Annotated in this window: 17 protein-coding genes; 9 read left to right on the top strand and 8 right to left on the bottom strand. The window is 72.5% G+C overall.

Going from position 1 to position 16,994, the window contains the following annotated elements:
- Positions 1-6 precede the first annotated feature (6 nt).
- The 6 genes from ACYVD5_RS01830 (at position 7) to ACYVD5_RS01805 (ending at position 6,728) form a co-directional block, all read left to right on the top strand.
- Positions 7-846 (top strand): sulfurtransferase, encoded by an 840-nt coding sequence (locus ACYVD5_RS01830; RefSeq protein ID WP_460999076.1) that lies wholly within the window; start codon positions 7-9, stop codon positions 844-846.
- A gap of 95 nt (positions 847-941) precedes the next feature.
- On the top strand, positions 942-1,250 hold the full coding sequence (locus tag ACYVD5_RS01825) for a DUF1416 domain-containing protein (RefSeq protein ID WP_460999075.1): 309 nt from the start codon (positions 942-944) through the stop codon (positions 1,248-1,250).
- A 241-nt stretch (positions 1,251-1,491) separates the two neighbouring features.
- On the top strand, positions 1,492-2,331 hold the full coding sequence (locus ACYVD5_RS01820; RefSeq protein WP_460999249.1) for an EamA family transporter: 840 nt from the start codon (positions 1,492-1,494) through the stop codon (positions 2,329-2,331).
- 159 nt (positions 2,332-2,490) lie between these two features.
- Positions 2,491-4,542, top strand: coding sequence for a hypothetical protein (locus ACYVD5_RS01815; protein ID WP_460999074.1), 2,052 nt, complete (start codon positions 2,491-2,493; stop codon positions 4,540-4,542).
- A gap of 199 nt (positions 4,543-4,741) precedes the next feature.
- Positions 4,742-5,998: a MurT ligase domain-containing protein gene (locus tag ACYVD5_RS01810; protein WP_460999073.1), complete on the top strand. Its 1,257-nt coding sequence runs from the start codon at positions 4,742-4,744 to the stop codon at positions 5,996-5,998.
- Positions 5,999-6,017: 19 nt separating this feature from the next.
- Complete coding sequence (locus ACYVD5_RS01805; RefSeq protein ID WP_460999072.1) at positions 6,018-6,728, top strand: type 1 glutamine amidotransferase; 711 nt, start codon at positions 6,018-6,020, stop codon at positions 6,726-6,728.
- Between the two features lie 95 nt (positions 6,729-6,823).
- Here ACYVD5_RS01805 and ACYVD5_RS01800 read toward each other — a convergent pair whose 3' ends face one another.
- From ACYVD5_RS01800 to ACYVD5_RS01790, 3 genes are all read right to left on the bottom strand, one after another.
- Positions 6,824-7,597, bottom strand: coding sequence for a GIDE domain-containing protein (locus ACYVD5_RS01800; protein WP_460999071.1), 774 nt, complete (start codon positions 7,595-7,597; stop codon positions 6,824-6,826).
- Positions 7,598-7,731: 134 nt separating this feature from the next.
- Positions 7,732-8,760, bottom strand: a complete 1,029-nt coding sequence (gene ygfZ / locus ACYVD5_RS01795) for a CAF17-like 4Fe-4S cluster assembly/insertion protein YgfZ (RefSeq protein ID WP_460999070.1) — start codon at positions 8,758-8,760, stop codon at positions 7,732-7,734.
- A gap of 546 nt (positions 8,761-9,306) precedes the next feature.
- Complete coding sequence (locus ACYVD5_RS01790; RefSeq protein ID WP_460999069.1) at positions 9,307-9,870, bottom strand: nitrobindin family protein; 564 nt, start codon at positions 9,868-9,870, stop codon at positions 9,307-9,309.
- A gap of 310 nt (positions 9,871-10,180) precedes the next feature.
- Between ACYVD5_RS01790 and ACYVD5_RS01785 the strand changes: the two genes are divergently transcribed.
- Positions 10,181-10,969 carry a GIDE domain-containing protein gene (locus ACYVD5_RS01785; protein ID WP_460999068.1) on the top strand — a complete coding sequence of 263 codons (789 nt, stop codon included), beginning with the start codon at positions 10,181-10,183 and terminating at the stop codon, positions 10,967-10,969.
- A 113-nt stretch (positions 10,970-11,082) separates the two neighbouring features.
- The gene (locus ACYVD5_RS01780; RefSeq protein ID WP_460999067.1) at positions 11,083-11,445 is read left to right on the top strand and encodes a DsrE family protein; all 363 of its coding nucleotides are present in this window, start codon (positions 11,083-11,085) and stop codon (positions 11,443-11,445) included.
- 57 nt (positions 11,446-11,502) lie between these two features.
- Here the strand turns inward: ACYVD5_RS01780 and ACYVD5_RS01775 are convergent, their stop codons facing one another.
- The 5 genes from ACYVD5_RS01775 to ACYVD5_RS01755 all read right to left on the bottom strand — a co-directional run bounded on the left by ACYVD5_RS01775 (position 11,503) and on the right by ACYVD5_RS01755 (position 16,329).
- Positions 11,503-12,249 (bottom strand): phosphoglyceromutase, encoded by a 747-nt coding sequence (locus ACYVD5_RS01775; protein ID WP_460999066.1) that lies wholly within the window; start codon positions 12,247-12,249, stop codon positions 11,503-11,505.
- A 130-nt stretch (positions 12,250-12,379) separates the two neighbouring features.
- Positions 12,380-12,898, bottom strand: a complete 519-nt coding sequence (locus tag ACYVD5_RS01770) for a type III secretion system chaperone family protein (protein ID WP_460999065.1) — start codon at positions 12,896-12,898, stop codon at positions 12,380-12,382.
- A 53-nt stretch (positions 12,899-12,951) separates the two neighbouring features.
- On the bottom strand, positions 12,952-14,202 hold the full coding sequence (mshA, locus tag ACYVD5_RS01765; RefSeq protein ID WP_460999248.1) for a D-inositol-3-phosphate glycosyltransferase: 1,251 nt from the start codon (positions 14,200-14,202) through the stop codon (positions 12,952-12,954).
- Positions 14,203-14,807: 605 nt separating this feature from the next.
- A complete protein-coding gene (locus tag ACYVD5_RS01760) occupies positions 14,808-15,779 on the bottom strand; it encodes an alpha/beta hydrolase (RefSeq protein ID WP_460999064.1) in 972 nt (323 codons plus the stop codon).
- A 43-nt stretch (positions 15,780-15,822) separates the two neighbouring features.
- Positions 15,823-16,329, bottom strand: coding sequence for an O-acetyl-ADP-ribose deacetylase (locus ACYVD5_RS01755; protein ID WP_460999063.1), 507 nt, complete (start codon positions 16,327-16,329; stop codon positions 15,823-15,825).
- A 298-nt stretch (positions 16,330-16,627) separates the two neighbouring features.
- On the opposite strand from ACYVD5_RS01755, the gene ACYVD5_RS01750 reads away from it, so the two are divergent.
- Entirely contained in the window at positions 16,628-16,990 is a 363-nt protein-coding gene (locus ACYVD5_RS01750) for a BlaI/MecI/CopY family transcriptional regulator (protein ID WP_460999062.1), read from the top strand.
- Positions 16,991-16,994: the final 4 nt, after the last annotated feature.

Here is a 16,994-nt window from a genome sequence, read left to right as displayed (position 1 = left end):
TTCCCCATGAGCCGCTCCGACGTCCTTGTTGACGCCGATTGGGTGGAGGCTCGCCTCGACGACCCGAACGTGGTGCTCGTCGAAGTCGACGAGGACACTTCGGCCTACGACAAGGGCCACATCCGCAACGCAGTCAAGATCGACTGGAAGCAGGACCTCCAGGACCCCGTCCGCCGCGACTTCATCGACCGCACCGGCTTCGAGAAGCTGCTCTCCGAGCGCGGAATCTCCAACGGCGACACCGTCGTGCTCTACGGCGGCAACAACAACTGGTTCGCGGCCTACGCCTACTGGTACTTCCGCCTTTACGGGCACCAGAGCGTCAAGCTGCTCGACGGCGGCCGCAAGAAGTGGGAGCTGGACTCCCGCGAGCTGGTCGAAGACGTGCCCGAGCGCGCGAAGACCTCCTACACCGCTGAGGAACAGGACCACTCGATCCGCGCGTTCCGCGACGAGGTCGTGGGTGCCATCGGCACCAAGGACCTGGTCGACGTCCGCTCGCCCGACGAGTTCGTGGGCAAGCTGCTGGCCCCGGCGCACCTGCCCCAGGAGACCTCGCAGCGGCCCGGGCACGTGCCCACCGCGCGCAACATCCCCTGGTCCAAGGCCGCCAACGAAGACGGCACCTTCAAGAGCGACGAAGAGCTGCGGCAGCTCTACACCGAGGCCGGTGTCGACCTGAACAAGGACATCATCGCCTACTGCCGCATCGGCGAGCGCTCGTCGCACACCTGGTTCGCGCTGCACGAGCTGCTCGGCCTGGCCAACGTGAAGAACTACGACGGTTCCTGGACCGAGTACGGCTCGCTGGTGGGCGTGCCGGTGGAGCTCGGCGAAGCCAAGTAGCGCCCTGACCGCGTCCGGGTGCGGGCCCGGGCGCACACACGGGCACAGACGGCCGTGCGGCACCGCCGCAGGGCACTGAGCGAGGAGGACACGCTGTGAGCGACAACGGATGCGGCGCGCCGGTCGGCGGCGTCGCCCTGGCCGACGTCGATGCCGGAGACCAGGCGGTGATCCAGGGGGTCGTGCGGCGCGACGGCGTGCCGCTCAGCGGCGCCTACGCGCGCCTGCTGAACGGCTCCGACGACTTCGTGGGCGAGGTGGCCACCGGCGCCGAGGGCACGTTCCGCTTCTTCGCGGCGGATGGCGCGTGGAAGGTCCGCGTACTGGCCTCGAAGGGCTTCACCGCCGAGTACGCCGTCAGTGCCGAGACCGGAAAGGTGATCGACCTCCAGATCGACGCCTGAGCACGCACGGCAGCGGCAAGCACCCGGGCGCCGGTGCCGGCGGGAACCCCCGCCGGCACCGGCGCCCGCTGCGTTTCCGGTGCGTGTTGCCCGGGGGCGGCGGGATGGCTCGCCGCGGCCCCGCCCGCAGGCGGCCGCGGACGGAAACCAGCGATGAACCCGGAATGTCCGGAAGCTAAACTGGCCGGCCGTGCGCCGGCTTCCCGGCGCCCTGCCGAAGCGAACGGACCCCCCGGACGCCATGCCCGCTCTCGCCGTCGCCGCCGTCCTGACCGCGGCCCTGCTGCACGCGGTCTGGAACGCCATCGCCCACTCGATCACCGACCGGCTGGTGGGCTTCGCACTCATCGGCGCCGGCGGGATGGTGTTCGGCGCCTTGCTGGCGCCGTTCACCGGCCTGCCCGCTCCCGCTTCGTGGCCGGCGCTGGGGGTTTCGGTACTCCTGCACATCGCCTACATGGGCGGGCTCATGCTCTCCTACCGACTCGGCGACTTCGGGCAGGTCTACCCCCTGGCGCGCGGCACCGCGCCCTGGGTGGTGGCCCTCGCAGCCGCCCTGCTGTTCGGCGAGCGCCTGCCGCTGTCGCACCTGTGCGGCGTGCTGGTGGTCTCGGCCGGGCTGTGCGCGCTCGCGTTCTCCCAAGGGCGCCCCACGCGCGCCCACCTGCCCGCCATCGGCGCCGCCCTGGCCACCGGGCTGGCCATCGCCTCCTACACCCTCGTCGACGGCTTCGGCGTCCGCTCCTCCGGCGACCCGCTCGCCTATATCTCGTGGCTGATGATCCTGCAGGGCCCTTTCTACGGTGCCGTTGCCCTGGCCACCCGCCGCGGCGCCCTGGTGGCCCAGTTGCGGCCGGTGTGGCGCGTCGGCGTACTCGGCGGCATGCTGTCCATGGCCGCATACGGGCTCGTGCTGTGGGCGCAGACGGTCGGCACGCTGGCGGGTGTGGCGGCCCTGCGCGAGACCGGCATCATCATCGGCGCGCTGATCGGCACCGCTGTTTTCGGCGAGCGTTTCGGACGGGTCCGGATGGCCGCCGCTGCAGTGGTCGCAGCCGGTGTGCTGCTGCTGAACCTGTGAACCCGCGGCACCCGGGTGCCGCGCAGCGACCGCAATCCCCGCCGGGCCGTGACAACCGGGCGGCCTCCTGCCAACATCTGCGGTAGTCTCCGCACGATCTCCGCATACCCCGCGATGCCGACCCGGCCGCCCCCGACGCCGGGCAGGAGGTGCTTCGAGGTGGCCGAACACCCATCGGGTGCGCATCCGACCCCCACCTATCTCGGATGGCGCTACGAGGTGCCGGTACCCGACCCCGGCCCCCCGCCGCACCGCCCCGCACCCGGCGACCAGATCCGCATCAGCCCCGAGTGGCTCGCTGCGCAGCGCGCCGACGAGGCCCGCACCAACCGCCCCCTCTACATCGCGCTGGCGGTGCTGGCGGTCCTCGCGCTGCTGTGCGTACTGCTGTGGCCGCTGCGCGTGCTGCCGGGCCTGCTGGCGCTCGGCGGGTTCCTGGCGTGTGCGGTGGTGGCCCTGCCGGTCGGTGTGGCGCTGCTGCAGGGCCGCCGGGTCATGCGCGAGCGGTTGGGCGCCGAGGAGCGCCGACTGGCCGCCGAGCGCTCCGCCCGCGACCGCGACCTGCGCGAACGCCAGGAGGAGCACGCCCGCGCCTACGCCCAGTGGCAGACCCGCAAACGCGTCTACGAGTCCCAGCCCCGCTGGTACAGCGTGCGCCCGCCCGACGGCACGCACACCGTCGTCGTCGCGGGCGGCGGCGACGCCGGCTGGTCGGCGCTGCTGACCACCGTGGGCGCCTCGCTGCTGCGCATCGGCGGCGACCTCACCGTGGTCGACCTGTCGGGCCGCGGCGCAGCGGCCGAACTCACCTCGCTGGTGAAACGCTCGGCCGTGATCCCGCGGGTCTGGGTGCTGCCCGCCGATCTGCAGCGGATGAACCTCGGCACCAACCTCGGGGCGGGCCAGCGCGCCCGCATCCTCGCGTCGCTGGCCTGCGCCTCCGACGCCAAGGCTGACATCGACGCCGACGAGACCCTGCTGCTGCGGCTGTTCGAGGTGCTGGGGCCCGAGATCAGCATCGCCGGCCTCATCGGCGGGCTGCGGGCGCTGAGCACCCCGGCCGGCGACCCCGGCGGCGACACCGACCCCGCGCTGCAGCAGGTCTCCACCGAACAGCGCGGCGAGCTGCGCGCCCGCTGCGGCGGCGACCGGGCGGTGCGCGAACGCGCCTGGGAGCTGGAGCAGCACCTCGCCCCCTTTGAAGGCGTCGGCCGCCGCGCAGCCGAGGAACCCTACGCGCAGATCAAGGTCATCGCCACCGACCGCACCCTCGGCGACGTCGCCGCCCGCGCCTACGGCACCTACACCGTGGCCGCGCTCAGCGAACTGCTGGAGCTGCGCGCCACCCGCGCCGAGACCCCCGGGCGGGCCTGGCAGCACACGGTCGTGGTCGCCGGCGCCGAAATGCTGCCCGCCCACGAACTGGAGCGCCTCGGCGAGACCGCGTCCTTCGCGGGCGCCGGACTGGTGCTGCTGTTCCGCGAGGTCGCCGAGGACGCGGCGCACTGGCTGACCGGCGAGGGCCGGTTCCCGGTGGTCATGCGCCAGCCCACCGCCGCCGCAGCGGCGCGCGTCCTACCGGTGCTGTTCCAGAACGGGGGCGCCCAACCCGGCGGCGGCACCGCTTCCGGGCGCCGGCGGGCGCCCGCCCTGCGGTTGCACCGGCTGACCGAGGTCATCGGCGAGGCGCTGAGCGACTCCGTGGCCGACGGCTACGTCACCGACAGCGCCGAGGACGTCACGGGGCCGGTGTCCATGCGCAACGCGGCCGCGTCCCTGGCGCCGCTGGACCTGGTGCGCCACATGCGGACCGCGACCACCTGGGGGCGCACCACCGCCCAAGCCGCGGGAATCGACGGCGGCACCGGATCCGGCGAACCTTCCGGCCCGTCCCGCTCGTCCGGGTCTCCGGCGCAGGGCGGCCCGGCCGACACGCTCAGCGGCCACCGCGCCGACGTGCACGGGCTGCGCACCCTGCCTCCCACGGCCATGGTGCTGCCCGGCCCCGACGGCCCGGTGCCGGCCGACGCCAACCCGGGCATCCTGACCCTGCCCACCGCCACCCTCAGCACGGTCGAAGAGTCCCCCGGCGCCCCCGACCCCGACGCCGCAGCAGCGGGAGGCGCGCCGGCGGCCGACGGCGCGGGCGATACCCCGCCGGCCAACCTCGGCCCGCCCGCCGAGCGGCTGGACTGGCGCGGGGCCGGGTAACCGGCACCGGGGGCGGCCGGCAACCCGCGCGCCCCGGTGCTCCGGTAACCTGGCCGCTTCCCGGCGACCGCGGAACCGGGGGCCGCCCCTGCCAAGGCGGGCGCTCCGGCGATCCGTGCGGTCCGGGCAGGGCAATAGGCTGTGAACCACCGCCTGGCGCCCAGGCGCATCGCAGACTCTTTCGAACGTTGTGGGGATCATGAGCGAACTTCCCTTGCGTGCCCAACTGGCCGCTGCCATGGGCAAGGGCGCCGCCTCGCTCTCCCGGGCCACCGGGCGCGGCGACGGCTCCGTCATCGGCGGCAAGATCGCGCTCAAGGTCGAGCCCGACCTGCTCGGCCAGCTTGCGCGCGGCCGCCGGCTCGCACTCGTCAGTGCGACCAACGGCAAGACCACGACGACGCGGCTGATCGCGTCGGCGCTGCGGGAGCTCGGGCCCGTGGCCACCAACGAACAGGGCGCCAACATGCCCACCGGGCACATCACCGCCCTGGCCAACAGCCCTGATGCCCGCGACGGCGTGCTGGAGGTCGACGAGAAGTACCTGCCGGAGGTGCTCCGGGCCACCAACCCGGCCGTGGTCGTGCTGATGAACCTCAGCCGCGACCAGATGGACCGCGCCTCCGAGATCAACCTCCTCGCCAAGAAGTGGCGCGACGCGCTCGGCCGCACCCAGGCCCACGTCGTCGCCAACGCCGACGACCCCCTCGTCGCCTGGGCGGGCATGGGCGCCCCCTACGCCACCTGGGTCTCGGCGGGACAGCGCTGGAAAGAGGACTCCTGGTGCTGCCCCGAATGCGGCGGCCACCTCAAGCGCGACCCCGACCCGCACTGGGAGTGCCCCGAGTGCGGGATGCGCCGCCCCGAGGCCACCTGGTCGGTCGACAACGCCACCGACAGCGTGACCGACCCCACCGGGCAGAGCTGGCCGCTGCGGCTGAACCTGCCGGGCGACGCCAACCGCGCCAACGCCGCGATCGCGATGGCCACCGTCTCCGCCTACGGCATCCAGCCCGCGCAGTCCCTGCCGCGCCTGCAGGAGATCCACTCGGTCGCCGGGCGCTACACCTCCGTGGTCACCGACGGCGTCGAGGTCCGGCTGCTGCTGTCCAAGAACCCGGCGGGCTGGCTGGAGTCCTTCGCGGTGCTCGACCCGCCGCGGGTGCCGGTGATCCTCTCGGTGAACGCGCAGATCCCCGACGGCAAGGACACCTCCTGGCTGTGGGACGTCGACTACACGGTGCTGCGCGGCCGGCGGGTGTTCGTCATGGGCGAGCGGCGCACCGACCTGGCGCTGCGGCTGGAGACCGACGAGGTCGCCTTCGAGGTCGCCGACCGCGTCAGCGACGTGGTCGCCAAGACCAAGGCAGAGCAGCCCGACACCACCAAGATCGACGTCATCGCCAACTACACGGCGTTCCAGCAGATCCGCGCCGAATACGGCCGCGTCCAGTAGGCGCCAGAAGGGCCAAACCATGAGCGACACCAGCAGCGTGCTGCGCATCGTGTGGATCTATCCCGACCTGCTCAGCACCTACGGCGACCAGGGCAACGCGCTGATCCTGCGCCGGCGCGCCGAGCAGCGCGGTATCCCCACCGAGACCGTGCACGTGTACTCCAGCGACCCGGTGCCGACCGAGGGCGATATCTACCTGCTCGGCGGCGGCGAGGACCGCCCGCAGATCCTCGCGGCCGAGCGGCTGCGTTCCGACGGCGGTCTCAAACGGGCCGTCGAGCGCGGCGCGGCGGTGCTGGCGGTCTGCGCCGGCTACCAGATCGTCGGCGAGTCCTACGGCGACGACGACGACAACCCGCTGCCCGGTGTCGGCATCCTCGACATCCGCAGCGGGCGCGGCGAGACCCGCGCGGTCGGCGAGATCGTCGCCGACGTCGCCCCCGAACTCGGCGGCGGCCGCATCACCGGTTTCGAGAACCACCAGGGCCGCACCACGCTGGGCCCCGGCGCCGCGCCGCTGTCGCGGACCGTCTCCGGTATCGGCAACGACGGCCACACCGAAGGCGCCTTCCAGGGCCAGGTGCTGGGCACCTACCTGCACGGCCCCGCGCTGCCGCGCAACCCGCAACTGGCCGACCTGCTGCTGCGCATGCGGGTGGGCGAGCTCGCCCCGCTGCCGCCGTCGTGGGGCGAGGCCCTGCACCAGGAGCGGTTGGCAGCGGCGCTGTAGTGCCCAACGGCTGGTGAAGACCGTGCGGAAACGCCCGTCTCGGCGTTGAGCTTCGCGCGTTTCCGCACGGCACACCAGCGCGCCGGATCAGCCGATCAGCCCAGCAGCAGCGCAAGGACCAGCAGGACCGCGGTCACCGGCAGCACGGTGAAGCCCAGCGCCTCCTTGCTCCGGTCGGCGCGGATGAGTTCCTGCTCGCTGCGGGTGGAGATCGTCATCGGCTCGTCCTCGCCGCCGACCAGCACGATGCCGCCGTCCTTGCGGTGCGGGAACGCGCGGACGAAGATGCGTTCGCCGGGGCGGACCACCCATTCGCGGAAGGTGCAGCCGGGTGTCAGCTCGGCGGGGCCGGCGACCTTGGTGCCGGCGGTGCACACGCCGCGCTCGTCGGCGGCCAGATGCGCCGGCGACAGCGGGTCGGCGGGCGGGACCGCGCCCTGCTCGAAGCGGTCGTGCACCAGGTCGGCGTGCTCCACATCGACCCAGTGCGGGCGGCAGGTGGCCGACCCGGTGACGTCGGTGAGGGCGAAGGGCTCGTGGGAGTGCAGGTCGAAGACCGGGTTCAGCTCCAGCCGGTCGCCGGTCTCGTCGGCGTAGGTGTGGTGCACCACCTCCACCCGGAACCACACGCACTCGGTCTGCGAGTACGGCGCCGTGAGCAGCCCTTCGGGCCCGGCGCCGGCATCGGCCAGCACCTCGGCCCTGTCGGGAAGCTCGGCCATCCCACCGAGCCGGCCGAGCGTGTAATTGGGCGTGGTTTCGAGGCCGCGCCGGTGCGCACGCGCCCGCATGGCGCGCCACCACAGGAAACAGCCCGCGCCGACCAGGATCAGCGCGATCAACTGGAGGGTTACTGCCAAGTCGTGCATGGGGGTCCGATACGCGTCGGTGGTGAGGGGCGGGACCGCCGGCGTGGCGAGGCGCCGCGCATCACGCAGCAGCACCCTAGTGGATCCCCGCCGCGCAGATCACCACGGCGCCGACGCGGCGCCCGCGGGGGAGCTCAGGCCGGGCGGCGGCGCAGCTCGATGTTGGCGTTGGCGCCGGTATCGGGCGCCACGATGACCTCCTGCGCGGCGGCGATGGCGTCGGCGGTGAGCTGGGTTTCGACCGGCACGGTGCGTTTCAGCAGCCCGAGCGCGATCGGCCCCAACTCGTGGTGGCGGGCGGAGGAGCCGACGGTACCCACCGACCGGCCCTCCAGCTCGATCGCGGCACCGGGTTCGGGCAGGCGTTCGGGGGTGCCGTCGAGGTGCAGCAGTACCAGGCGGCGCGGCGGGCGCCCCAGGTTGTGCACCCGCGCGACGGTCTCCTGGCCCGGGTAGCAGCCTTTCTCAAGGTGTACGGCCGGACCCACCCAGCCCATCTCGTGCGGGATGGCGCGGTGGTCGGTGTCGAGCCCCAGCCGCGGGCGGTGGTCGGCGATGCGCGCGGCCTCGTGCGCCCACATGCCCGCGGCCCGGATGCCGGAGTCGCTGAGCGCGGCGGCGACCGGGCCCAGCGATTCGGCGGGCAGGAACAGGTCGGTGCCGGAGTCGGTGCGGCGCATCGGGATGCCGGTGCCGAGGTCGGGCACGAGCGCGAGTGCGGCCTCGCGGTCGGGGCCGGCGACGGTGAGCACGGCGCGGGAGTCGCTGAGGTCGTCGATCTCGACGCGCAGCATGAACCGCATGGAGTCGAGGAAGGCGGCGAGGTCGGCGGCCGCGCCGGGCTCGGTGTGGATCCACGCGGAGCCGCCGTCGTCGACCAGCGACAGGTGGAAGCGGATGTGGCCCTTGGTGTCGAGGATCAGCGCCTCGGTGGCCGTGCCGGGGGCGGCGTCGGTGAGGTGCTGGCTGGTGAGGCTGTGCAGCCAGCTCAGCCGGTCGGGGCCGCTCACGCGCACGACCCCGCGGTTGCTGCGGTCGATCCAGGCGGCGCTGCGGTCGATCGCGCGGCCCTCCTGCGCGGGCTCGCCGTAGTGAGCGGCGACATCGGAGTCCGGCGGAGCGGCGGCGACGGCACCGGGACGCGTCAACAGCGGCGAAGTCATACCTCCGATGGTATGCGCCCGAACGCTTGGTGCGGCGGCCCGCCCGGGGCCGGAAAGGGTGCGGGAGGACACGTTTTCCGCCCGCGCTCGCGCCGAGCCGGCCGCATCGGCCGGGCCCGTCGAACTGGGCTGTCGGGGAGCCGAAAGCGGACCGGACGAATCGGACTAAATGGTCAGAAAAAATCAGTTGCCCGGCGTTGAGCATGCGCCGTAGTGTCGTTCGTACGCAGGAAAGGAGGTGGTCCGAACAGTGAAGACGTTTGGGACATGCGAGGTGTCCGCCCGCTAGGGCGACACTAGGTCGGTTCGCCCTAGCGAATCCACCGTGGACACCCAGATCCCCGGGTCGCCGGAACTTGTCCATCCGGCGCGATCCCGCCGCACCGCGGCGGAGATCACCCCGGGGATCCGCCCTGTTCAAGGGCCGTTGCCTCCGCCCCGCTGCCGCCGCCGCGTTGTGCGGGCGGCGGTGCGCGCAGGCGCCGGGCGCGCACGTACACCGCTGCGCGGCGCACCGCCCGCCCGGCCGCTCGGCGACCCGCCCGCTCAGCCGGTCGGACCGGCCTGGCCCGCCTGGTCGGGCTGCTTGAGCTGAGCCGACATGAACGACCGCAGTTCGTGGCCGCGCGCCGCCATGTCCCACGCGTAGCCCAGGGTCTCGCGCTGCTCGCCGAAGAGGCCGTAGAGCCGCTTGCCCGCGGTCACCTGCTCGCCGGTCTCGGTATGCAGCACGGCATCGGTGGTCAACTCCACCCGGTTGGCGAAGACCGAGCCGAGGTAGACCTCGCTGTAGCCCTCGGGGTGGGTCATCAGCGCCTCGACGTGGATCGCGGGCGCGTCCTCGCTCGGTGCCTGCCCGGATTCGGGGCGGCAGCGCCAGTAACCGGCCTCGGAGGTCCACAGCTCGCTGGGCGAACCATCAGGTGCCAGCCGCCAGACCCGGCTGCGGTAGCCGAGATAGGGTCCGCCGTCGTTGGTGAACTCGAGTTCCTGGCCGAACTGGAACTCGGCCATGTCGGCATAGCCGGCGACACCCACCCCCTCCCAGCGGCCGATCAAAAACGCCAGCTTTTCCAGGTCGGGGTGTACCTCTGACTGCTCTGACTGCATGGTTTCCGAGCGTAGCCGGTTTCCGGGCACTGCGGAGCATCCTGATCAGCGGGCCGGTGACACCGTGTGTTCACTCCTGTTGGCTGCACGGGGGCTGTAATCCAGATGTTATTAACGGTCCGGACTCTCCCATCAGGTACTACGGTGTTCACTCATGTGTGCACGGGGGCGCGGCCGGTCGCGGTGCGGCGATCGCCGATGTCCCGGGCCCCCGCCGAACCTGGTAGAGAAGATGCCGATGCCCGGCGCCGCAGGTGGCGGCAGCCCATGGGGCCGGTATCACCGACGTAGCAAAGAGAGGCGGCCTGGAATGCTGGTGATCGGGGTGGCCCTCCTGCTGGGCGCGGCGATCCTCGCACCGCTGGCCGTCCGGGCGGTGCGCCGTTGGTCGCAGCGGCGCGACGCCGGCCGGCTGCACGCGGGCGCCATCGCGGCCCAGGCCGGCACCGAGGTCAGCCTGTCGGGTGTCGCGGTTCCGGGCCCACAGGGGGCCATCGAGTCGCGGCTGGCCCGCAAGGACTGCGTCTGGCACGGCCACGAGGTGCTGCGGCACTACTGGTCGCTGACCGAGGACACCGCTACCGGCGAGCGGGTCCGCGTGCGCGCCTGCGACTCCATCGCCGACTACGGCGCCGACGAGACCTTCGGCATCGCCGGAGGCACCGAGAGCACCGGGGCCCGGCGCGAGCGGCTACCGGTCCTGGTCGACCCCGAGGACGCGGCGCTGTCAGGCGCCGACCTGTGCCTCCAGCGGGTGGTGGGGCGGCCCCAGCGCGGTGTCCCGGCGCCTGCCGACGACCTGCTGCCCCGGGTGAAAGGCCGGATCTCCGGCCTGTTCCGCGGCGAGACCATCGAGTTCGAGTACCGCGAGTGGATCGTCCGGCCGGGCGATCCCATCACCGTGCACGGCTACCTGGAGCTGCGCGAAGGCCACCCGGTCATCACCGCCCCGCCGGACGGTCGGCTGCGCATCGAGCACCGCGGCGGCGAGCCCGCCGCAGAACCGCAGCAGCCCGGCGCCACCGATGCGCTGCTGCTCAGCGGCAGTACCGTGGTGTCGGCCTGTGCGGGGTTGCTGCTGGTACTGGCCGGGGCCTGACCAGTGCGCCCGCCGCACCCGCCGGGGCGGGCGGCGGCGGCCGCGAAACGGGCCGATGCGCCGTTGCCGAACCCGGGGCACGGCGCAGGTGTGCGGCAGTTAACCTGACCCGTATGAACCGCACGTTGGTGATCAAGGCCACCTCCGGCGAGGAGGCCCCCGAGCGTTGCAACCTGGCGTTCACCGTGGCCGCGGCCGCCGTGGCCAGCGGGGTCGATGTCTCGCTGTGGCTCACCGGAGAATCCGCTTGGTACGCCGTCCCGGGCCGCGCCGAGGCGTTCACCCTGCCGCACGCGGCACCACTGGCCGACCTGCTCGAAGGCGTCCTGGCCGGCGGACGGGTCACGGTCTGCACCCAGTGCGTCGCCCGGCGGGGACTCACCCAGGACGACCTGATCTCCGGCATCCGCATCGCCGGCGCCCCCGTCTTTGTCGAGGAGACCCTGCAAGAGGGCGCGCAGGCACTGGTGTACTGACCCGGCCCGGCCGGACGGTGCCGCGGGCCGCCCCGCTGCCGGGGCGGCCCGCCGCCGCTACTTCTTGCCCTGGTTCTTTACGGCCTCGATCGCGTCCTTGGCGGCCTCGGGGTCGAGGTACTCGCCGCCGTGCTTGCGCGGGCTGAAGTCGTCGTTCAGCTCGTAGACCAGCGGGATCCCGGTGGGGATGTTCAGCCCGGCGATGGTCTCGCCGTCGACCGAGTCGAGGTGCTTGACCAGCGCGCGCAGCGAATTGCCGTGCGCGGCCACCAGCACGGTGCGGCCGTCCGCCAGGTCGGGCACGATCGTGTCGTACCAGTAGGGCAGCATCCGGTCCACGACATCGGCCAGGCACTCGGTGCGGGGCATCAGCTCGGGCGGCAGCCGGTCGTAGCGGCGCTCGCCCGTCTGCGAGTAGGGGTCGCCGTCGTCGATCGGCGGCGGCGGGGTGTCGTAGGAGCGCCGCCAGACCATGAACTGCTCTTCGCCGTAGGTCTCGCGGGTCTGGGCCTTGTTCTTGCCCTGCAGCGCCCCGTAGTGGCGCTCGTTGAGCCGCCAGGAGCGCCGGGTCGGCAGCCAGACCAGATCGGCCTCGTCGAGCGCGATATTGGCCGTGCGGATCGCGCGCTTGAGGACCGAGGTGTGCACGATGTCGGGGCGCAGGTCGGCGTCGCGCAGCAGTTCGCCGCCCCTGCGCGCCTCCTCCTCGCCGGCGGTCGAAAGGTCGACGTCCACCCAGCCGGTGAACAGCCCTTCGGCATTCCAGACGCTTTCGCCGTGTCGCAGTAGAACCAGAGTCGCCATGGCAGCCAGCCTAGCGACTCGGCCAGGGCGGACGTGCCGCTGGGAGGCCGGTGGTATAGGCCAATCCGCCGCCAACGCCGCCGATCCGGCCGTCCCCGGCGAGCGGGGAGCCGGCCGGACAGGCGGCCGCTCAGGCGCCGGCCGCGCTGCCGTCCTCCTCGACCAAGCGGCGGAACGCCTGGAGGTTGCGCATACTGTAGCCCCGGCGGTAGCGCCACTCCCATTCCCTGCGGATGGACGAGGCAAAGCCCCGCTCCAGCGCCGCATTGAAGTTGTCGTCGGAGTAGGTCAGTACGCAGCCCAGCAGCCGGTCGACCTCCTCGGGCGAGACACCGGGCAGCGGCAGCTTGCCCGAAATGTAGACGTCGCCCGCTTCGTCGGCGGAGAACGCCATCCCGTACATGCCGGCGTTCTTCTGCAGCAGCCAGCGGTAGAAATCGGCGTGGTTTTCGTCGGGGCGCCGGCAGAAGAACGTTTTCACCAGCAGGCTGTGCTCGCCAATGCCCAGCCACACCACCGTCTTCAGCTTGCGCTGGCCGGGAAGCACGACGATGAACGACTCGGTGCCGGGCCGCTCGACCTCGAGCCCGGCCTCGGCGACCGCGGTCTCGACCGCGGCGACGGCGTCGGCTCTGGCTTGCGTGGACATGTGCCGGTGACCTCTCCTTCCGTGCCTTCCGTTCCCGTTTCCCGAGCCGCCCGCTACTGGCCCGCGGCCAGCGGCAGGCGCTCGCCGACCAGGGTTCCACGGTAGACGCCGAGCAGGCCGTCGACGGTGGCCTCCCAGCCCAGCCCGGCGGCATGGCGCACACCCGCGGCACCCAGCGCGGCGCGCCGGTCGGGCTCGCGGACCAGCCGGTGCAGTTCGCGGGCGTAGTCGCCGGGGTCGTGGCCGTCGATGAGCACCCCGGAGACACCGTCGCGCACGGCCGTGGGCAGCCCGCCCACGCGTGCGGCGACGACCGGGGTGCCGCAGGCCTCGGACTCCACGGCCACCAGCCCGAAGGATTCGGAGTAGGACGGCACGACCGTGGCGGTGGCCGCACGGTAGAAGTCGACCAGTTCGGCGCGCGAGCGCGGCGGTTCCCAGCGGACGATGTCGGCGATGCCCAGCGACCGCGCGAGTTCGGCCAGGCGGCGCGGCTGGGCGAGGTCGGTGCCTGAAAGCCCGCCGACAATGGCCACCACCAGCCGGCCGCGCAGCGAGGGATCGCGTTCCAGCAGCGCCGCCGCCGAACGCAGCAGCACATCGGGTGCCTTCAGGCGCTGCACCCGGCCGACGAACAGCAGCAGTTCGGTGTCGTCGGCCAGTCCGACCCGCCGCAGCGCCTCGCGCCGCGGCCCGGGACCGAACACGTCCAGGTCGACCCCAGGCGGCACGGTACTGACGCGGGAAGGGTCGGCGCCGTAGTGCTCGGCGAGCTGGCCGGCCTCGACCGCGGTGTTGGCGACGAGGTGGTCGGCGTTGCGCACCAGGTGGTCCTCGCCGCGCAACCGGTAATCGGGCTCGGCGGTGTCGCCGCGGGCCAGGGCGAGGTTCTTCACCTTGGCCAGGGTGTGCATCGACTGCACCAGCGGGACGCCCCAGCGCTGCGCAGCCGCCAGGCCGGCGCGGCCCGACAGCCAGTAGTGGCCGTGCACGAGGTCGTAGTGCCCGGGCTCCCTGCGGGCCTCGGCCTGCAGCACACCGAAGATGAACGGGCACAGGTAGTGGGCCAGGGCAGACTTGTCCAGCGCGCCGTAGGGGCCCGCGGGGATGTGGTGCACCGTGACGCCGGGCAGCATCTCGACCACCGGCGGCTGGTCGTGGCCGGTGGCGCGGGTGAACACGTCGGTGGAGATGCCGCGGGCGGCCAGCCGCTTGGCGACCTCGACCGTGTAGACGTTCAGCCCGCCTGCGTCGCCGCTGCCGGGCTGCTCCAAGGGGGAGGTGTGCAGGCTGATCGAGGCGATCCTGCGGGGAAGGGGGGCGCCGGAGCCAGGGGGGCCGGAGTCGGGGGAGCCGGAGGCGGATGCGTCGAAGTCAGGTATGTCGAGATCCGGTGCGCCGATGGGGCCAGGCCCCGGGGGCGGGGCCCCATCGGCGGTTCTCAGAGGTTTTGCGGGTCCTGTCCCAAGCGCGTCAGGGCTGTCCGCCACCACTGCTGTGCCCCTTCCGGTGCTGTCCGTCGTTGTGCCCGCAGGCCCGGTGGAACCGGGCACTCCGGCGGTCTTCGGCACCGGTGCGGGGGGTCGGCGGCCCGGTCCCCGCACCCGGCGCGCAGCCCGCACACGGCTCGGTGTCCGTTCCGCTCAACAGGGGGCGGGCGCACAGTGTTCCATGATGGCCGCGCAGGGTCGGCGCCCCGGTGCCGGGGGGCGGCTACGGGTGCGGGAACCGGGGCGCGGGACAGGCGGCACAGGGCGGCACAGGGTGGTGCGGCAGGTGCGAGCCGAGCGCGGCAGGGTGCACCCGCCCGACGCGCACCGGTGGGCCGGTGGGCCGCCGCCCCGTCATCGGCCGGACGCCCCATGCGGCCGCCGGCCGGCCGATAACGTGCCGGCGGGGCGGTGGGGCGCTAGTTGCCGCTGGGCGAGGTCCAGCCCTTGACGAGGAAGTCGACCGCCTGCGGGAAGGTCGGCACCCAGGTGTCCCAGGTGTGGCTGCCCTCAGGGCGCAGGGTCTCGACCGTCATGTCGCGTTCCTTCAGCAGCTCGGCGAAGCGTTCGGCCTCGCCGTGGATGCTGCCGGTCTGCAGCGGCGTGTGGTCTTCCTCGCCCTCGACCAGCATGAAACGGATGTCGCTGATACCCGGTTCGTCGAGGAGTTGGTCGGGCGCATGGGCGTCCGGATTGTCGCCGAAGGTGTCGCTGGGGTCGTCGACCTTGAAATAGCCCGCCCAGCTGACCGCCTGGCTGTAGGTCTCGGGATGGCGCAGCGAGAGTGCGGCGGCGCCGTAGCCGCCCATGGAGAACCCGCCGATGGAACGCAGTTGGCGCGGGCGCTCGTGCTCGCCCTCGACCGCGTCGATGGCCTTTTCGGTGACGAACGTCTCGATCGCGAAGTCGCCGTCGGCGGCATCGCCCCACTCGGTGTCGCTGCCCCCGGTCTCCTGGCCGAAGGGCGCGGCGATGACGAACTCGACGCCGGTGCGGCACATCTGCTCGTCGAGGGCCTCGGCCACGCCGGCCTCGCGCACGTCGTTGTGGGTGGTGGTGGACCCGTGCAGCAGGTAGAGCACCGGCAGATCGTCGCTGTCGGGGCCGGGCGGCCGGTGGACCCAGATCGGGCGCCCGCCCTCGGGGGCACCCTTGTCGGGGACCTTGATGACCTCGTCGGAACCCGACTTGTCGCACGCGGCGACCTCGCCGGGGCGCGGATGCACCGGCGAGGTGCCTTTGGCGCCGGGCAGCATGGCACCGGCGGCCTGCGTGGCGGCTCCGCTGGGCTCGGGGACCTCGTCCCGCAGAGCCGCGAGGGTGCCCGCTGTCGCTACGACGAGTGAGGAAGCCACGAGAACCGCGGTTCTGCGTGAAAGTGTTGTGAACACACCGAGATCCTAAAGGCCAAGGTCAAGGAACTGTCCGGGCGTATCAGCCGAGGGCTCGGGCGAACGCTTCGTAGGCCTCCCTGTTGAAAAGCACGAACCGGACCTCACCCAATGTAGTCGACGATTCGCGGGTGACCCGAACGGCGATTTCGGCCGCCCCGTTCATCGGCCACCCGTAGACACCTGCGGAAACGGCTGGAAACGCGACACTGGAGGCGTTCAGCTCCTCGGCGACCTCCAGGCTGCGCCGGTAGCACGAGGCGAGAACGGAGGAGCGGTCCTCATTGGTGCTGTAGACCGGCCCGACCGTGTGGATCACCCACGCCGCAGGCATTCGGCCGGCCGTGGTCGCGACCGCGTCACCCGCCGCGAGCCCGTCGGGATGACTCGTATCACGTAGCCGCCGGCACTCCTGCAGGATCTCGGGCCCGCCTGCGCGGTGAATCGCCCCGTCGACCCCGCCCCCGCCCATCAGCGACGAGTTCGCCGCATTGACCACGGCGTCGACCCGCTGCTCGGTGATGTCGCCCTGCACCAACGTGATGTCCATGCTCCCCTTGCCCTTTCCCACCCGCCGGCGGCTACCTGCGGTGCTGCCCAGGGTCCCGGATGTGACGCATATTTCGGGGAGAATCCCCGGTTTTCCCGGCCCCGGCTGGGCACGGGGGCACGGCGGGCCGGCCGCGGCCGGGGCGATCCGGTGTGCGCCGGCGGGGCATCCGGCAGAAACGGCGGAAGAGTCGGGGGCGCGGGGTATCCGTGGGCCGCAAGCGGGGTAAAACAGGGCGCAGCGGGCCGATCAGTGGGCCGCGACATCGTGTAGTACTACCGGGAGTAGACTCGGAGTCATGAATCGGCTCGGCGATCTCGAACGCGCGGTGATGGATGTACTGTGGCAGCGGAACCAGCCTTTGACGGTCCGCGAGGTCGGCCGTGCTCTGGCAGACCGCGACCTCGCCCACACCACTGTCATGACCGTGCTGGACCGGTTGGCCAAGAAGGGCGTTGTGGCACGCGACCGCGAAGGCCGTGCGTGGCGCTACCGTCCGGCCGCCAGCCGCGAGAACTACGTCTCGGAGCTCATGATCGACGCCCTCGGCGAAACCGGCGACCGCGACGCCGCGCTCGCGGCTTTCGTCCGGTCCATGAACGGCAACGAGGCAGAGGCTCTCCGGCGCGCGCTTGAAGGTATCGACGAGCCGGGGACGTAGCCGA

The sequence above is a fragment of the Streptomonospora sediminis genome (genome assembly GCF_054778995.1).
Note: the sequence above shows the minus strand (reverse complement) of the source record. Positions and strands in the feature narration are given on the sequence as shown.